We start from the raw sequence: 16,233 nt of genomic DNA on the forward strand, positions 1-16,233 counted from the left end.
TTACTCTTTACTGAATAATATATTCCTTTTTTCATCTTCTTTACTAAATTATTTGTCAAATCTGATGGATGAAAAAATAACCATGACATTCTCTTTCTGTCTCTATTTCCTACCATTTTTTCATTCCTTTCTTTAACTTGAAGATGGCGAACATATGTACTCCATACGATAAATCTTTAAGCTAAGACCAGTCCCATCTTTCATGAAGCCGCTGCGAACCATCACGTTGCTGAACTCCATTGCCTCTAGTTTATCACAACCTTATTTCTCCTTCCTCAACGTTATTAACGGAGTCACTGGACCTCTCTTGGGAGTTGTATCGTCCTCGTTTACGGCATTTCCAAGCATAGTTCAAGGTATATTCTCTCTATACAAGGCTGAGGCTAAGAACCTCATCACTTGGGGATTTATCCTAAGCGGTTTAGCATGGATACTTCTCTTCCTGTTACCTTACGGTTCATTATCTACCCTCATGTATGTAATAGCTGCTTCTGGATCTGGAGCTTCCACTTTCGGTTACTCCATAATCATGGAGAAGGTAAGTAGGGGAGCTAGGGGAGCAGTTCTCTCCCAATACGCTCAGTATGCCAGGATTGGAAGCCTACTCTCTACGGTGGGAGTTGGGTTACTAACGGGGGATCAGTATTATCTCATGAAGTGGTTCTTCCTATCCACTGGATTGTTATACCTCATTTCCTCTTATATATCAACTATAATTCAGGATGAGGAAGTTTACGTCCCACCATCAGAGGGAATAGGAAAGGACGTAATGAGAATGATACTGGTCAATTCGTCATTCTATGTAGTTTGGGCCTTTGCATGGCCTCTTTTCCCCGTGGCTGAGGTGGAGGTATACCATATGAACGAGGACAACTTAGCTATTATAACCCTAATAGGCGGGATATCGGGTCTCCTATTTCAGAGGAGGGTGGGTATGTGGATGGATAGGAACAGACGTGCAGTCATGTTCGCCGGTAGGATAGGTCTAGCAATCTACCCCCTTGCTTATTCCCTCGCTACCAACGTTTATCAGATTTATGCGGCCTATTTGCTCATGGGAATCACGGGTCCAGCTAACATAGCCTACACATCATTCGTGTATGATAATACAAAGAACGTGAGAAAGGCTATATCCTTTATGAGCTTGGGGGAAGGCATAGGTGCTATAATGGGGTCGCTGTTGGGATCAGTGTCCTTCGTTGAGATGGAATCACTCATTTCTCCTTCCATGGCAGTCAGACTTCTCCTTTTCACGGCTTCACTCTCAAGGATCGCGTTCTCATTCTTTTACCTTTCACTTCACGACACGCAGGAGAAAGGAAGGAGAGTTCTTAGCGTTAAAAAGTAGAATAGACTTGACGGGAAAAAGGAAAGGTTATGAAAAACGTTAATCTTTTCCTTCTAGGTATGATATTTTATATAGTTATTTTTGATAAAAGAATTATTTAAATATATTTTATATTTAATTTATAGTAATCTACATTAAATTTGATCTTTTAGTTCTATTTCATCTTTTTCACTAGAGACCTCTTTCATAAGGGCAAGGTAGTTTACTTTCTTTCCATATCGAGGACTGCCTTAACGACTTTCCTTTCCATCACATCCCTGAAAGCGTCTCTGAATCGAGGTAAAGGATAAACTCTGATCATGTCTTCTACGTGTAGTTCCTTCGCTAGGGAGGCTGCCTTATCCCACAAGTAGAATGGACCACATCTGCTTCCAATTAGTGTTATCTCTTCAACTGCTACCTTAGTCTGGTTCAACTTCACGTCCATTCCATGAGTAGACTTTAAACCTATCTTTCCCATTGGCTTAACGTGGGAGAGTGCTTCCTCAACTGCGTTTCCTCCTGTAGCCTCTATCACTATATCATATGAGGAGGGAGAGTTGGTTACTTGTAACCCCATATCCATAGCTACCCTTAACCTCTCCTTGTTTCTTCCCTTAAGTTCCACGTGGAGACCTAGCCTTGACAAGACTAAGGCTGACATGATTCCCAGTGGACCGTCACCTAGAACTAGAGCTTCTTCCTCTGGCGAAACGCGAAGGAGCTCAACCATTCTAAGTACCGCTGCCATGGGTTCCACCACGGCTGACGTAATGGGGGAACCCGTTCCATTATGAAGAAGATATGAAGGTAGTGAAATCCTTTCTCTCATAGCTCCGTCTAGATCTATACCTATTGCCTTCCTGTTTGAGCAATGGGTGTACATTCCCTTCCTGCAATAATAACACGTCCAGTCTACAATGTTAATTTCCGATGTCTTGATTTTTCCGTCAACCTCAAGTGAGAACTCATGACCTAGAACAAGGGGAAACTTCCTTGGTTTGTACGAACCCTTAATCATAGAGATGTCTGTTCCGCATATTCCCACTGCGAGGACAGGATAATCCCCCTCTAGACCTGAGTCTACCAATTTCAACTCCCCGTCGAAGAGAATGGTCTTCATAACTGAAAAAGGGAGTGATAACTTATAATTTCATTTGGATTTTAGATTGAAGATATAAAAAGTATAAGAACAAAAAATGGAGATATAGACTTTGCACTTCTAACGATGGAGATTAAGTTTTTCTCTTTCTAGAGAGAACTTTCTTGTACAACAATTTACACTATGACGAGAAAGGGAGAGCCACATATTCAGTAAACCGTTAATCGACATATAACACTTAACTCTAAACAACTTAAGCAAAGTTTTTCCTTTCCAATTCTCAATCAAAAGTATGAAAGCTAAAATAGAGTCGATCGAGAGGAAAGGAAAATATATAATTGTCACGTTAGATAAAACAATTGATTTCAAACCAGGCAATACGGTTGACGTTGTCCTTAACGGTGATAGGAGAACCTTTTCAATAGCCAGTATGCCAGGTGAGAAATTAACTTTCGCCACAGTGGACAGTGGATCTAAGTTCAAGAAATCTCTCCAGAACGGAACGGAGGTGGAAGTTGAGGGTCCATTCGAGGATGAGTTTGTTATCAAGGAAGCGGAAGATCACGTCTTCGTAGCCAAGGGAATAGGTATTACCCCGGTGAGACCAATGTATTTGACCCTCAAGAGAACTGGGAAAAAAGTGAAGGTCTTCTACGAGAGCGATGAGAGGATCTTCGATGACGTAGAGGTAATACCGAGGATGCCATCTAAGGAGGACGTAGAGGCACACAAGGATGGGTTCTTTTACATTAGCGGAACTCCGACTGACACCAAGGAAATCACCGTAATGTTAGTGAACGCAGGAGTAAAGCCCGGTAGATTCGTGAGTGAACCTTTCAGCGGCTACGAGTGAACTGATGGATGACATGTTAGGGTACATGAAACTCATGTGGTAAGTAAGAGAAGAATTGTTCTGACGAGTGAATGTGGTTCTTTAAAGACTTGAATTGAATGATGAGGAAAAGCCATTTACATTAGAAAGAGGTATATATGCATGAAGGACCTTAGCTTCTTATAGTGAGCTCACTTTTTCAATTTTTTTATTCTATATTTTTATAATATTTTTATTAGAATTTATAGTTTATTATTAAAAGTTTTATATTAAAGAAAAAATGTTCCACTCTAATCTTTTTTCGCTGAGGAAAAGGAACCCCCCAAAAGTTAAGGCAGATAGTTCACTGTTATACATGATTAATATTCGCGTAAGTGCTTTTCTCCTATGTGTGGATCTAGCAATTTTAAGTTGAAATTTGAAACAGTTAGGTATAAAGTAAATGTAATAAAAATTATATCTATTAATTCAATTTCGTATTTCACGCAATATATACTAAAAACGTGAACTGTGTATTTGTATGTAAAATTAGTATAATAATTTTTAATAAACAAAAAATTCAAGTAAAAATGTAAGCTATCATGCTTATACCAGGCCATGGAATATCATGCAAGAGTTCTCTTCCTGGTCTGCGTGAATATCCCATAACTACAAAAAGAGGTTTCAGATCTCCTTCAGGCATTGATTTCTTCCATTCTTTACCCTTAAAAAGGGATAATACTTCTTCCACACCTTTGGATACGGCATCGCTAAGTAGAGGGTCAAGGAAAGTTTCCTTCTTGGAGGATAGCTGGAACAAGTCTAACCTATGCGTTGGAGAACCAGTACCCATGACAAGGATGTTTCTATCAGTTGCTCTAGCAATTGCCTTCCCTAGCCTTATATGATCCTCCAATGAAGCACCGGAAATTGAAAGTGATACAGTGGGTTTACCTTTGGGGAACATGTACATAAGAGGTATCCACGCTCCATGATCTAGCCCCCATGAGGTGTCTTCAATCACTGGTAAGCCGTCTCTTAAAGCTTCCTTGTATATCTTGTTGGCTAACTCCACATCATTTTTAGCAGAATACTTGAACTTGTAAAGTTCGTCTGGAAACCCATAAAAGTCATGTATCGACTCTAGGATATCTTGTACCTCCACGTAGAAACGTGAATAAGTAAAGAAATGAGGGCTAATCACCACTACCGAATCTACATCTGAAAACTTTTCTCCCATTCTCCTCCAGAACTCCTTCCAAGGGGAATCCTCAGTAAGTATTGTAGGAGAACCGTGAGAAGTAAAGAAGCCTACCATGAAAGAAATTTGTTCTCAGCAAATAAATTGATGTAAGTGTAAGATGCGTTACTTAATAGAATAGACTATACTTTCCTGACGTTACTTAACAAGTTATTTAAGTTCTGGTTATTAATAACATAGTTTACCTTTGAGTTCGACAATGATGTAGACTGATATCTTTTAGTCGATTGTCATCAGCTGGAAGATATTCAGTTCTATTATATTAGTTTCTATTCCTAAGTTCTTTTATTATAATGTCTTTATAAACTAAGGTATTGGGATTCCATCTATGACAGAAGCTTTCCTTATCTTCATAATATGACATTGATCTTGTCGAAACTTAGTGAAACTTATTAATAAACCGTACTAAGTACTCCAATGGAGTTGAGTAAGGATAAATCCGACATAACAGTCTTGATCGTAGTTATAATTTCTCTTATAGCGTCTTACAAGGTCAGCGAAGAATTTCCTGTAATATTGGTTCTGATGTCACTGACAGGAATTCTGGGAAAGAAATGGGTCTCTGCGGTCATGATTCTCTCTTCCCTCGGTTTCTTAGAATTCCACTTGATATCTCTAATACAGTTTCTGATAGTTTCAATAGCTGCCTCAATTTCCCTGGTCCTAGAAGTTTCCTATTCCGTCTGGCTAACCTTAGGGATATCCTTGATTGCCACTGACATCGAACCAGTTTTTCAACTCCTTACCCTCATAGCTCTCTTAGTTACCATGAGGTACTTCAAGCTAGAGGTTAAGGGTTTTATAGTCTCCGGGATTGCACTTCTAGTCACAGAGGCCCTGGTAAACCTTCCCGTGATGGATGTGTCATATTTTGATCTTTTAACGGGCGTAGTAGGAGTTGCCTCTGAGAACGTTAATATGCCTAAGAGATCGCCATATCTGGTCCCTTTAATTCCGGCCCTATTTTTCGCAACTTACGGTATTCCTGACGGGGTTTACTGGGCTGACTCCTCGTCTTTTCTCTTCAAGTATAGCCCTTTCTCGCTTTGGATACCTGGATCATTCTACTACCCTAGGGTTAACGATTTCCTTTTGTGTTTCTTCCTAGACAAGCCTTACTACTTGTTTATATTAGCAATGGTTTACCTCTCGGGAGTCCTCTCATACCATGCCTTCAAATCCATGGGGATCAAGTATCCATTGCCCATCTCTCTAGTGTATTCCCTTCTCTTTCCCTTTAATTCACCTTATATAATGATACCTTACGTAGTATCTCCTGCATTACTGTTCCTTGGGAAGGTGAAATCAGATAGGAGATTCCTTAGTGTATCACTACCCATAGTGGCGCTGTCCTCCACTATATTGATGTTTCCTTTAGTGGCATACCTTCTATCTTCCATGAATAGGGGACTTAGGTGGATAAACTTTCTTGCCTTCCTTGGAATTTCAGCGTTCTGGATATTACCTTATGCACTTCTAGGCTTTCCAAGCGAGCCAACGTCCCAGTGGAATTACCTCTTCCTTTTTGCTGGGATAGCTGCGCTTTCAATTTATCTAGGTGGAAAGAGACTGCCTTCATTTATTCTGCTTGTTTCCTCAATTGTAATGGCACTGCATTTACCTTTTTCCTCTGGGTTCTACCCTCTCTTAATTATCAGTGCTCTTTACCTAGCTACCACTGTAGAAAACTTCAGAGCGTTGATAGTCGGCGCAACGCTACTCCTTCTACTAGCTTCGCAGGCTGGATATGCATACTCCGTGTACAACGCACCATCAATTCACATACCAGACCTAGAGAATGGATACGTATATTGGGTGGGGAACTACAGTTTATTATCCCCTTTACCACTGACTAACAAGACTTACGCGAACTACGTGGTTAATGAGAGTGCTGGGCAAGTCAATATCACTAAGGTGATAGGAAAGAGCCCTTACTTTAAGGTGCTAGAGATAAACTACAGTTCGCCCGTGTTTCTGCTCCCTGAAGATTCAACTGTACACGAATTTGCAGACTATGTGTTATGGCAAGTTGGAAACGACTCATCACTGATGATAAGTTATCCATTCTACTCTTCAGAGAAATGGGTAAGCGTGAAGACTAACGAGAGCGTGAACCTAGAAGCCCAATACCAGAACGGCACTTTTTTCTCGCTGAAAGGAGAGAAGTTCAACTTAACTTCCAGCTTATCCTTCCTGGAACTTGTACATGAAGGAGAAGGAGAAGTTATCAATGTGTCAGTTGAAATATACAATGGTTCCCTGGTTAGACTGGGACATTTTGTGGGGAAACCTCAATGTTTAGTGAAACCTAATTTTGCAGGAGTTGTGATAGACGTAAACTCCAGTTATCCTTTTCTACTTAAGGTGAGCAACATTTCAGGGCTAGTTTTCTACTTACACGGTAAACAGCTCTCCCCGATGAAAACCTACTTGATGAAGGGACAGATCACCTTAATAGGGACTTTCCCAGGTGAGAAGTACTTATATGTCGGGCTAGTAGTGACCTTAGTTTCCTATGTGTCTGTCTTAATGCCATGGAGAAGAATAATGTCAATAACGAAAGGTAAAGAGATCGGTTCAACTTAGCAACTCATTAGAGAGTAAACTACCCCGCCCTTACGGACGGGGTCTCTGGTGTTAATAGATGAGGGAAAAATAGATCTTAGCGAAGATTAAAATATTCTTACCTACATCGTATTTATATCATTTATATTAATTAATTTATAAAAATAATGATAGCTCTTACCTAGACCACAAAATTTAAGTAGTATACCTGAAAAACTCTTAGAAACGCATATGTTGAAGAACAAATTCTTTCTGATGTTTTAAATATTGAGAGATAAAATATGTAAAGTAGAATACATTTTCATGAGACTACACCAGAAAGTCCTTTCCTGACTTCCCGTGAGATACGTAAACGTGAGAAGGTCTAAGTGACTTTATCTTCTCAACACTCTTCTCCAACTGCTGAAAATCTTCGTATATTGAAGGGTACTTCAACCCCTTCTTGGTTCCTTGTAGGGTATCTCCAACTATCACCGCATTAATGGCAGGCAAGTAAATGGATACTGAGTCGTTGGTATGTCCCGGAGTCCTTAGAACTTCCACCCCTTCTACGAGTTCCCCCTCCTTTAGGGTCATATCAGGCTCTACCCCTTGGAACTTCTTGAAGAAGAACGGTTTACCAAATGTGAATATAACCTTGAGAAGAGGCGAGTGTAGCACTGGTTCCCTCACTCTTCCCTGAGAGAGGTAAGCGACTCCTTGTGGGTCTATTGCAAACTTTCCCTTTAATACTTCTCTCACCTCGTGAGCACCTCCTATATGGTCAGGATGGGAGTGAGTAAAGACCACATATTGAATCTTTTCAGGATTAAGGCCTCTCAAGATCTTCTCCCCACTCCCTGGTGTACCTGCATCCACAAGGATTTGCCCTCTCCCGTAATCTATAATGAAGGATTTCACGAACCTAAGGTTAATTTCTTGGACTTCCATAAGTATAAATGCATTTAAATCTAAGATTTTAAATGAGTGGTTATAAAACCCGAAAGTAAAGAAGCTGACTCATTAAGGTTGACAACATCAAGTATAAGGCTTAACGCTATATGAAATGTTTGAAGACTATTCAAATGGCTATCTTTATGATCTCCTTAACGTTAATAGTGTTTCTTAGTAATTTAACTGTTCATAAAACAATATTTAGTAAATGTTATTGAATCTTTCTAACGTTTAAGCTATTCTATCAGTCTAACTTCCTTCTAATGGAATTTCTTAGATCATCGGGATATAACAAGACTTATTCATTTTTCCGTTTCAAAGAAATTGAGGTAAAATAAATGGAAAAAAGAGAAGATAGTAAAGGAGAATAGAGATAAAAGGAAAAAGTCATGAAGAAGGAAAAAGGAAGAAGAGAAAACGAAATAGAAAAATTTTATTTATTAAAAAATAAAGAGATAAACGTCTTTTAAGAAACTTTGACTCTTCTACTTAGATACATGTTTTTAGTCTCCCTTCTACCCCTTCTATGTCCTTGTGAAGTGTTTAGCTAATTCCGCGTGTGCTCTTACTCCCAGCATTAGAACATCCTCATCCACGCAGAACTTAGAGCTATGGTTAGGATATACGCATCCTTTCTTTTCATTTCTGGTACCGAGGAAGAAATACGTTCCCTTGCTTCTCTCAAGGAAACGGGAAAAGTCCTCAGCTCCCATGATTGGAGGGGTCTCAATCACGGTAGAGATCTTTGACAATATTTTCATGACCTCTTCTGTAGTTCCTGGATCATTAATTGTGACTGGGTAAGGATCCTCCATCATGTGAACTTCACAAGTTGCTCCATGAGCTTCGCAAACATGATCCACTACCTTTCTCAGGTAGTCCAATGCTCTTCTCCTGGTTGTCTCATCTAAGGTCCTAATAGTTCCCTCCATTACTGCATTGTCAGGGATTACGTTATCTGCAGTTCCAGAGTGAATGCTAGTGACAGATATGACAAAAGGCTGAACCGGGTCAACCCTTCTATATACTCCGTACAGTTGATTGACTATTTGAACTGCTACGAAGATCGGATCCACAGTCTCCTGTGGTGCAGATCCATGTCCTCCTCTACCATGAATTTCTATCTTGAATGAGTCTGGGAGTGCCATGAACGGACCCTTCCTGGTCGCGAAAACCCCTGCCGGATATGACCCTGAGATATGTATGCCAAAAACATAGTCCACCCCGTCTATGGCACCAGCCTCTATCATTGGCTTTGCTCCTCCCATTCCTCCGTCCTCCTCAGCTGGCTGAAAGAGAAACCTTACCTCACCTTGGATATCTTCCCTTGATAGAATCATCGCCGCACCCAGTAACATAGCCACATGCGTATCATGACCGCATGCGTGCATTACTCCTTCAACTTCGGATTTGAACGGCAAGCTAGTTTCCTCCTTCACTGGTAAGGCGTCCATATCAGCTCTAAGCGCAACAGTTTTACCTACCTTCTTACCCTTTAGCCTTCCCACAACTGCCGTAGGTAAACCTACTCCTGTTTCCACCTCTATTCCCAGCGAGGTAAGAACGTCAGCTATCAATTTTGATGTTTTAAACTCCTTGTAGGAGAGTTCAGGATGCTTGTGTATTTCTCTTCTTATTTCTACGACTTTTTCCTTAACCTCTTCTAAAGACATTGAGAAAGTAAAATCGGGGAACTTAAAAAGATGATCCTCATATGAGGCGGAAAACAAGAAATGATGTAAAAATCTTTTTCAACTAACAGTTCTTAACATTCATATTCTAATCTTCACTCTTGACAAAGGATGGAACTTTTGATAGCAAGGACTCTATTTCGTCGACTTTACTTTTTCTAATCTTGTCCTCATCTATGGAACTTAATACCCTTATCACTTCGTCATATCTATCAGCGTCAACTTCTCCAACTAGCTTTCCTAACTTGTAATTGTCCCCTCCAATATAGATCTTAAACTTAGGTCGTCCTTCCCTCATTGAAGCTCCTAGACCTACTTCTCCTATCTGATGTCTTCCACATGAATGAGAACATCCGCTTACCTTTACGTTAAGTCCTGATTTAGTTTCTCTCAAGATCTTCTGTATTCCTTCTGCCACGTTATTTGTTGACACTATTGCAGGAGGACAGAAATCGTTCCCAATGCAAGACTCCACATCTCCCTTAAGGTCACCATAATCGAATGGATCAATCAATTGATAGTTTAACGTAGTCCTCAACTCCTTTTTTAGTGGAACTTCAACAACTTGTTTATTGAAAAGTACGACGAACCCATAGTTATCCTCAGCTATCTTAGCTATTTCCATCACCTCACTGGAGTTGAGCCAGCCTCCCCTGGTTGGAAATCTAGCTATCATTTTAGCATTTATTCTGTCCTCTCCTCTGGTTGGAGACATAGGAGAAACGTTGCTTATTATCTCCTCAAGTAGAAGTTTAGTCTTCTCAATACCGTATTTATTAAGGACCCATTTGAATCCTCTTTTCTCCTTTTCTCTTTTTAGGAGCTCAGCCACGGATATGGCTATTCCCTCAAGTCTATCCTCTTCCACTCCCTGAAATAGCATAACGGACTGAAAAGCATGATCTCCGACTCCGCCTCCAACGTATACGTCGAATTTACCATCATCTCTGGCGACTATCCCAACGTCCATTATACCAGGAGTTGCACAGCCTTTTCTACAAGCTGAAACAGTTATCTTAACTCTTTTAGGTAATGAGGGATATTCATAATCTGGATTGTGACGGAATCTCCTTGAAATCCTCCTGGAGATAGATACAGCGTCGACCATAGCTAATGGGCATAAATAAGACGGACAAGGCATGACGTTTCTTACTGAGGCTCCACAGGAGTCCCTAGGATCCAAACCTAAACTTTCTAATTTCTTCAAAACGTCATTTAACTTTCCTTCATGAATACCGTATAGCTCAACATCTCCTCTGGTTGTAAAATGAACCTTACTGTTCCCGTATTCCTCCGATATTTCACATAGACCTTTTAATTGATCATGTGTCCATTTGCTGGGATCGTTTCCTTCAGCTTGTCTTATTCTAACTGAAACTAAATCATTGTCCCCTCTGCTTGTGTATATTCCTTTATACCTTATTGGATAATATGATTTATACTTATCCGCGAACCTCATAGATAGATTTAAATTTTAAAAAATTATTTAAGAATTACCTTCTTTGTAATAAAAATTTTTTAAATATAATGACAGATTAAGCCCGTGATGTTAAAGCGTTAAAATGCTGGTCAAATTATAAAAAGAATTTACGTAAATGATCATAAAATCTTTAACATTAAGTGTAATTAACCTGAAAAAGATTATCAATGTTTTGTATAGAATTCAGCCTAGAATCTTGCAGAAATAAAAAACCCTATCATTACTACATACATGGACATTATAGTAGACGTTCATTCGCATTTTTATCCTAAGGCATTTGTCCAAAAACTTCAGGAAATTGGAACTTTAAACTTACAAGGAAATACGGCAATTTTAACATGGGAAGGAAGGAAATCAGCTGCTGGAATTGGAATAGTTAACATTGAAGCCAAATTAAAGGAAATCAAAAGAATGGATAACCGTGTATATTCTATTCTATCAGTTCCAAATCCTTGGACTTACTTCATCAGGGATAAGAAGGAGGAAATTGAGATTGCAAAGAAATGTAATGAAGAGATATCTTCCATTATGAGATCATATCCATCTTATTTTGGAGGATTCGCCACCTTGCCACTAAATGACATTGAGGCTTCGATGGAGGAGGCTGAAAGGGCCATTAAAGAGCTCAACCTCCAAGGCTTCGTCATTGGAACTGGAATAAATGGCTCAACTATAGCAGACGATAAGTATAAGGAACTCTTGGACCTTATATCAAGGTTGGGTAAACCGATTCTTTTGCATCCTGGTACACTTAAGACAGGAGAAAACGAAGGTGTACTTTCAGTTATAGCATCATTTCCTTTTGAGACTACTTATGTTATTTTAAAAATGATTAAAAATTGGAGAGATGGCATTAAGATCATTGCACCCCATGGTGGTGGTTTCATCCCATATCAGCTTGGAAGAGTAAACTTACTTAAGGAGGTTTTTAATTATACAGAGGATAAGCCATGGAATATTATAAAGAAAGGAGTTTACTTTGATTCAGTGCTTTACAGAGAAGAGGAGCTTTCCTTTCTAGTTGGATCTGTAGGTAAGGAGAGAGTACTTTTTGGAACTGATCATCCATTTACCGTATCAAATCCTTCCCTGATGATGAATAACGTTAATAAAATAGATCATGAAATTCGGGATTATATTATGTTTAAAAATGCTTTAGAGATTATTAAGATTCACTTGTAATTTATCGTATTAAATGTAGTAATCTCTTAAATTTATATATAATATTATAATCAATTGGAAATTAATGTAAAGCAGAACTTTTATAATTCATAATTATGAAGTAGTAGACTCTAATTGATATTGAATAATGATTAACTAGAAAAAGATTAAAGTTAAAACTGTTATATAATAGCTTAAATAAAATTCTTGTTTTTATATTTTATGAATTTCCTCTCTCAATCTTCGATAAAATTAATATTGCTGCTAATGTTAGTGGAACGAAGATTAGAGGTACAAGAGTAAGATTGAGGGAACCTACTAATCCTATTCCTGCAGAAATTGAGAATCCTCCGAATCCTCCGATTCCTCCTATTATGCCTGCTGCTAATCCCATTTTCTTTGAAGGATACACCTCCGAGACCATCTTGAATACTGCACCGTTTGTAAAGCTTAAAGCCGAACCTAAAAATATGAAGGAGATAATTGACAGTAAAAGTGACTTTTCGGTTAATCCTATGAAGGCTAGTCCTGAACTTGTTAAAATCATGATTAGCCCTATCAAGGACGATTTTTTACCTTTTATTCTGTCTCCTAGAGCTCCTCCTAACGGTCTAAAGATAGCTGCAGATATAACGGAGAAGAAAAGTATAACTCCACCTTCAAGCAAAGAAGTCTTAAAGAGTGAAACGAAGACAGTAGGTATCCAAAGTCCAACAGCTAAAAATCCCCCGAACGTAAGATAATAAATGTATGATAAAGAGCCGGTGTTTTTACCGTACAGTATGAATGTTATAGCGAGTATGGCTAGAGTTAATCCTATTTCTAGAGGTGCCTCCCTAGATAGAGAACCGTTCTCGGTTACTGTACCTATCAAGAAAGATATTGCGAGCCCAGTGTAAATGAGTATACCTAAGGATTCTTTAAATTCCCTAAAGTTAGTTCTTTCCTTGAGTTTATTTACATCGGAAGGAGCTATTAACATAGCTACGAGGGGAACGGCTAGAATGCTTGAAAGTCCAGAGAATACTCCGAAGAATCCAAACTTATCATAAAGTAATGGAACAACAATTCCAGATACGGCACTACCAGCGTTTCCTATCCCACCATAAATTCCCAGCAATGACCCAATGTTTTTCTCGTACATTCTATCCACATATGCTATACCAATAGGGAATATTCCCCCAGCTACGCCAAGAAGAGAAGCTGCAACAAGAAATTGCACAAAGGAAGTTGAGAACGAAGTCATAAACAATGCTGCTATGGATATTGTCAAGAAAACTATCATAGTAGATCTTGCGCCAATCCAATCAGATAGTATGCCTGCAATATATCTAGTTGGAAGAGCAAGGACCTTAGGGGCACCCAATATAACTCCTAAAAGTATTAGGGATAAACCAAAGTCTTTCTTGAATACTGGTCCTAAAGGACCATAAGCTGTCCATGCCATGAATGTTGTAAAAAAGGATAATGTACTTGCAAAAATAGGTAGAGTTCCATTATACTTTAGTCCAGCCAATATTTCACAGATGACGATCTACTCTTGACATGTTTTAAATATTGTACACCATTTATCTAAATAATTTTTTTCTATAATTATAGTTTTTAGCTATCAATCAACGTTTTCAACGCGTAATCGGTTTTACTATAAAAAATATCTATAGATCTATCAAAGTAAGCACTGAAACTACATGAGGAGTTATTTTTTAATAATAATAATACTATTTAAAATACTTAAGTCAAATATAACCTACTCTAGCCACGTTTAATTATTTTATATAGGAGTCTTACATTAAGAAGACGAAACTGATGAAAACTTTATATTTCAATCTCAATTCTAACCTCCATTTAAAGGAATTTCATCATTATAAATAAAAAGTTAAAATATAAAAAAGGATAACTCTTAAAGATCATTGATAAGTATAAACAAAATAATGAAAAGTATTTGTCCTTTCTGCGGTGTGGGATGCGGAATTGAGATTAACGGAAATAAGGTACTTCCGGCTGACCATATAACTAACAGGGGAAGCATGTGTATTAAAGCATCAATATTGTCCGAAGTTAAGGACATAGAAAGGCTAGCTTCTCCTACTATTCCCACCGGAGATGTTGATTGGGAACGTGCAATATCTTATGTTAGCGATAAGATAAAGTCCTCTATAAGGAAATACGGCAAGAATTCTGTAGGATTTTACATAGGAGCTCAGATTCCTACTGAGGATCAATATGTTGCAGTTAAACTGGGAAAGGGTATAATAGGTACAGGAGTATTCGATTCAAATGTTAGGCTTTGTATGGCAAGCGCAGCCTCAGCCTTAAAGTTTTCCCTTGGGGTTCCTTTACCAACGGCCAACTATGATGACATAGACAGTGCTGACGTTATCTTCTTGATAGGAGTAAATCCTGCATCTAACTTTCCAGTAATATGGAATAGAATATTGAAAAGAAAGAACAGAGGAAATGCCAAGCTAATAGTTATTGATCCAGTGAAGACTGAAAGTGCTGAAGCAGCTGACATTTTTGCCATGATAAGGCCTGGAACTGATATAGTGTTGCTAGCTAGTATTGCTAATCAGCTTTTAGAGCTTGGTAAGGCTGATCTATCAAACCTAGAAGGAAGAGAGGACTTCGTTGGTTTCGCCAAGAAATGGTATCCATCCAAAGCGTCCATGGTTACTGGAATTGAAGAATTTATGATAAAGAAAATGGCAAATATGCTTTCAGGTAAAGTACTTTTCATGTGGGGGATGGGAGTAAATCAAACTGTAAACGGAACTGATACTGGAATAGCAATTATTACTTTAGCGGCAATTTCCAATAATCTTCACGGCGAGGGCAGAGGGGTGCTTCCCTTAACCGGGCAACATAACTCCATGGGAGCGAGAGAAGCAGGAGCGTTGGCTGGAATGTTGCCAGGCTTCAGATACGTAGACAAGGAAGACGACGTTAATTTCATGGAGGATTTCTGGAACGTACCTAGGCTAACCATTTCGAGACAATATTGGACCGTTACTGAGCTTCATAAGCTAGTTGAAGAACATAAGATAAGAGTACTATGGATCATAGGAAGTAATCCCGTTGTTTCCGTTCCTGAGTCTCGTCGTTTTAAAGAAGCTCTTTCCTACGTAGATACGGTAATTGTTCAGGACGTATATATGACTGAAACGGCCAGAGAAGCTGATGTCATTTTACCTGCCTCAGGATGGGGAGAGAGGGACGGCATATGTACTTCTGGAGATAAGACAGTTTCCTATTTATCCAAAGTTTACGATCCACCAAATGAGACTAAACCTGACTGGGAAATTTTGTCCAAGGTAGGAATGTCTTTAGGAGCTGAAAACATGAAGTTCTCATCCACGTATGATATTTTTCAAGAAATGAAGTCAGCCTTCAGGGGAACTCCTATAGATTTAAACGATACAGACTATCAAACCCTCAAACATGGATATAGACGAGAGTTCGTTCCCACTGCAGTCAAAACTAAGGGATTTCAGTTGAACCCTGTCGAATACCTTGATCATAATTCTTTCAATCTTATTACTGTAAGATTATCAACACAATGGAATACAACAAGTAAGACGGGTAAGAGTTGGAAGCTGAATATGTTAACTAACTTGTCTCGAGATGCATTGTTGATCTCAATGGAGGACGCTAAGGAGCTTGGAATAGATGATGGTGAAATGATAAAAATTAGAAGTCGTGAGAACTGTCTAGTTGCTAGGGTTAAGGTATCAAACAAGTTACAGAGAAGGGTACTTTACATGCCTTTTCATTGGGGATTAGCCAACGCACTTATGGACTGGAAAGCAGACCCAGTAAGTAAAGAGCCTGCGTTCAAACAGCTATATGTGACTCTTCATGCTATTTAGATGTTCTTGTAAAAAATTTTTAAATATAAGAGAATT

11 protein-coding genes are annotated in these 16,233 nt (G+C 38.8%); 5 read left to right on the top strand and 6 right to left on the bottom strand.

Going from position 1 to position 16,233, the window contains the following annotated elements:
* Positions 1 to 202 precede the first annotated feature (202 nt).
* Positions 203 to 1,348, top strand: coding sequence for an MFS transporter (locus RQ359_RS09830; RefSeq protein ID WP_156016622.1), 1,146 nt, complete (start codon positions 203 to 205; stop codon positions 1,346 to 1,348).
* A gap of 202 nt (positions 1,349 to 1,550) precedes the next feature.
* Here the strand turns inward: RQ359_RS09830 and RQ359_RS09835 are convergent, their stop codons facing one another.
* On the bottom strand, positions 1,551 to 2,450 hold the full coding sequence (locus tag RQ359_RS09835; protein ID WP_156016620.1) for an alcohol dehydrogenase catalytic domain-containing protein: 900 nt from the start codon (positions 2,448 to 2,450) through the stop codon (positions 1,551 to 1,553).
* A 271-nt stretch (positions 2,451 to 2,721) separates the two neighbouring features.
* Between RQ359_RS09835 and RQ359_RS09840 the strand changes: the two genes are divergently transcribed.
* Entirely contained in the window at positions 2,722 to 3,282 is a 561-nt protein-coding gene (locus RQ359_RS09840; RefSeq protein ID WP_156016618.1) for an FAD-dependent oxidoreductase, read from the top strand.
* Between the two features lie 538 nt (positions 3,283 to 3,820).
* On the opposite strand, the gene RQ359_RS09845 is transcribed toward RQ359_RS09840, so the two are convergent.
* Positions 3,821 to 4,558, bottom strand: coding sequence for a dioxygenase family protein (locus tag RQ359_RS09845; protein WP_156016616.1), 738 nt, complete (start codon positions 4,556 to 4,558; stop codon positions 3,821 to 3,823).
* 360 nt (positions 4,559 to 4,918) lie between these two features.
* Between RQ359_RS09845 and RQ359_RS09850 the strand changes: the two genes are divergently transcribed.
* Positions 4,919 to 7,087, top strand: a complete 2,169-nt coding sequence (locus RQ359_RS09850) for a hypothetical protein (protein WP_156016614.1) — start codon at positions 4,919 to 4,921, stop codon at positions 7,085 to 7,087.
* A gap of 288 nt (positions 7,088 to 7,375) precedes the next feature.
* Here the strand turns inward: RQ359_RS09850 and RQ359_RS09855 are convergent, their stop codons facing one another.
* The 3 genes from RQ359_RS09855 to RQ359_RS09865 all read right to left on the bottom strand — a co-directional run bounded on the left by RQ359_RS09855 (position 7,376) and on the right by RQ359_RS09865 (position 11,149).
* Positions 7,376 to 7,996, bottom strand: a complete 621-nt coding sequence (locus RQ359_RS09855) for an MBL fold metallo-hydrolase (RefSeq protein ID WP_054839039.1) — start codon at positions 7,994 to 7,996, stop codon at positions 7,376 to 7,378.
* Positions 7,997 to 8,523: 527 nt separating this feature from the next.
* Positions 8,524 to 9,672 carry a carboxypeptidase CpsA gene (gene cpsA / locus RQ359_RS09860; protein WP_054839044.1) on the bottom strand — a complete coding sequence of 383 codons (1,149 nt, stop codon included), beginning with the start codon at positions 9,670 to 9,672 and terminating at the stop codon, positions 8,524 to 8,526.
* Positions 9,673 to 9,778: 106 nt separating this feature from the next.
* Positions 9,779 to 11,149: a hypothetical protein gene (locus RQ359_RS09865; RefSeq protein ID WP_156016612.1), complete on the bottom strand. Its 1,371-nt coding sequence runs from the start codon at positions 11,147 to 11,149 to the stop codon at positions 9,779 to 9,781.
* Between the two features lie 252 nt (positions 11,150 to 11,401).
* Here RQ359_RS09865 and RQ359_RS09870 point away from each other — a divergent pair, with 252 nt between their 5' ends.
* Positions 11,402 to 12,352, top strand: coding sequence for an amidohydrolase family protein (locus tag RQ359_RS09870; protein WP_156016610.1), 951 nt, complete (start codon positions 11,402 to 11,404; stop codon positions 12,350 to 12,352).
* A gap of 199 nt (positions 12,353 to 12,551) precedes the next feature.
* Here RQ359_RS09870 and RQ359_RS09875 read toward each other — a convergent pair whose 3' ends face one another.
* Positions 12,552 to 13,847 (bottom strand): MFS transporter, encoded by a 1,296-nt coding sequence (locus RQ359_RS09875; protein WP_156016608.1) that lies wholly within the window; start codon positions 13,845 to 13,847, stop codon positions 12,552 to 12,554.
* Between the two features lie 415 nt (positions 13,848 to 14,262).
* Here RQ359_RS09875 and RQ359_RS09880 point away from each other — a divergent pair, with 415 nt between their 5' ends.
* Entirely contained in the window at positions 14,263 to 16,197 is a 1,935-nt protein-coding gene (locus RQ359_RS09880) for a molybdopterin oxidoreductase family protein (protein WP_156016606.1), read from the top strand.
* The last annotated feature ends 36 nt before the right edge of the window (positions 16,198 to 16,233 follow it).

The sequence above is a fragment of the Sulfuracidifex metallicus DSM 6482 = JCM 9184 genome (genome assembly GCA_032834875.1).
Classification (GTDB): Archaea; Thermoproteota; Thermoprotei_A; order Sulfolobales; family Sulfolobaceae; genus Sulfuracidifex; species Sulfuracidifex metallicus.

Bases quoted from the DNA above. Each gene is read 5' to 3' on its own strand.
- RQ359_RS09830 (WP_156016622.1), top strand. From the start codon at position 203: ATGAAGCCGCTGCGAACCATCACGTTGCTGAACTCCATTGCCTCTAGT.
- RQ359_RS09835 (WP_156016620.1), bottom strand. From the start codon at position 2,450: ATGAAGACCATTCTCTTCGACGGGGAGTTGAAATTGGTAGACTCAGGT.
- RQ359_RS09840 (WP_156016618.1), top strand. From the start codon at position 2,722: ATGAAAGCTAAAATAGAGTCGATCGAGAGGAAAGGAAAATATATAATT.
- RQ359_RS09845 (WP_156016616.1), bottom strand. From the start codon at position 4,558: ATGGTAGGCTTCTTTACTTCTCACGGTTCTCCTACAATACTTACTGAG.
- RQ359_RS09850 (WP_156016614.1), top strand. From the start codon at position 4,919: ATGGAGTTGAGTAAGGATAAATCCGACATAACAGTCTTGATCGTAGTT.
- RQ359_RS09855 (WP_054839039.1), bottom strand. From the start codon at position 7,996: ATGGAAGTCCAAGAAATTAACCTTAGGTTCGTGAAATCCTTCATTATA.
- cpsA (WP_054839044.1), bottom strand. From the start codon at position 9,672: ATGTCTTTAGAAGAGGTTAAGGAAAAAGTCGTAGAAATAAGAAGAGAA.
- RQ359_RS09865 (WP_156016612.1), bottom strand. From the start codon at position 11,149: ATGAGGTTCGCGGATAAGTATAAATCATATTATCCAATAAGGTATAAA.
- RQ359_RS09870 (WP_156016610.1), top strand. From the start codon at position 11,402: ATGGACATTATAGTAGACGTTCATTCGCATTTTTATCCTAAGGCATTT.
- RQ359_RS09880 (WP_156016606.1), top strand. From the start codon at position 14,263: ATGAAAAGTATTTGTCCTTTCTGCGGTGTGGGATGCGGAATTGAGATT.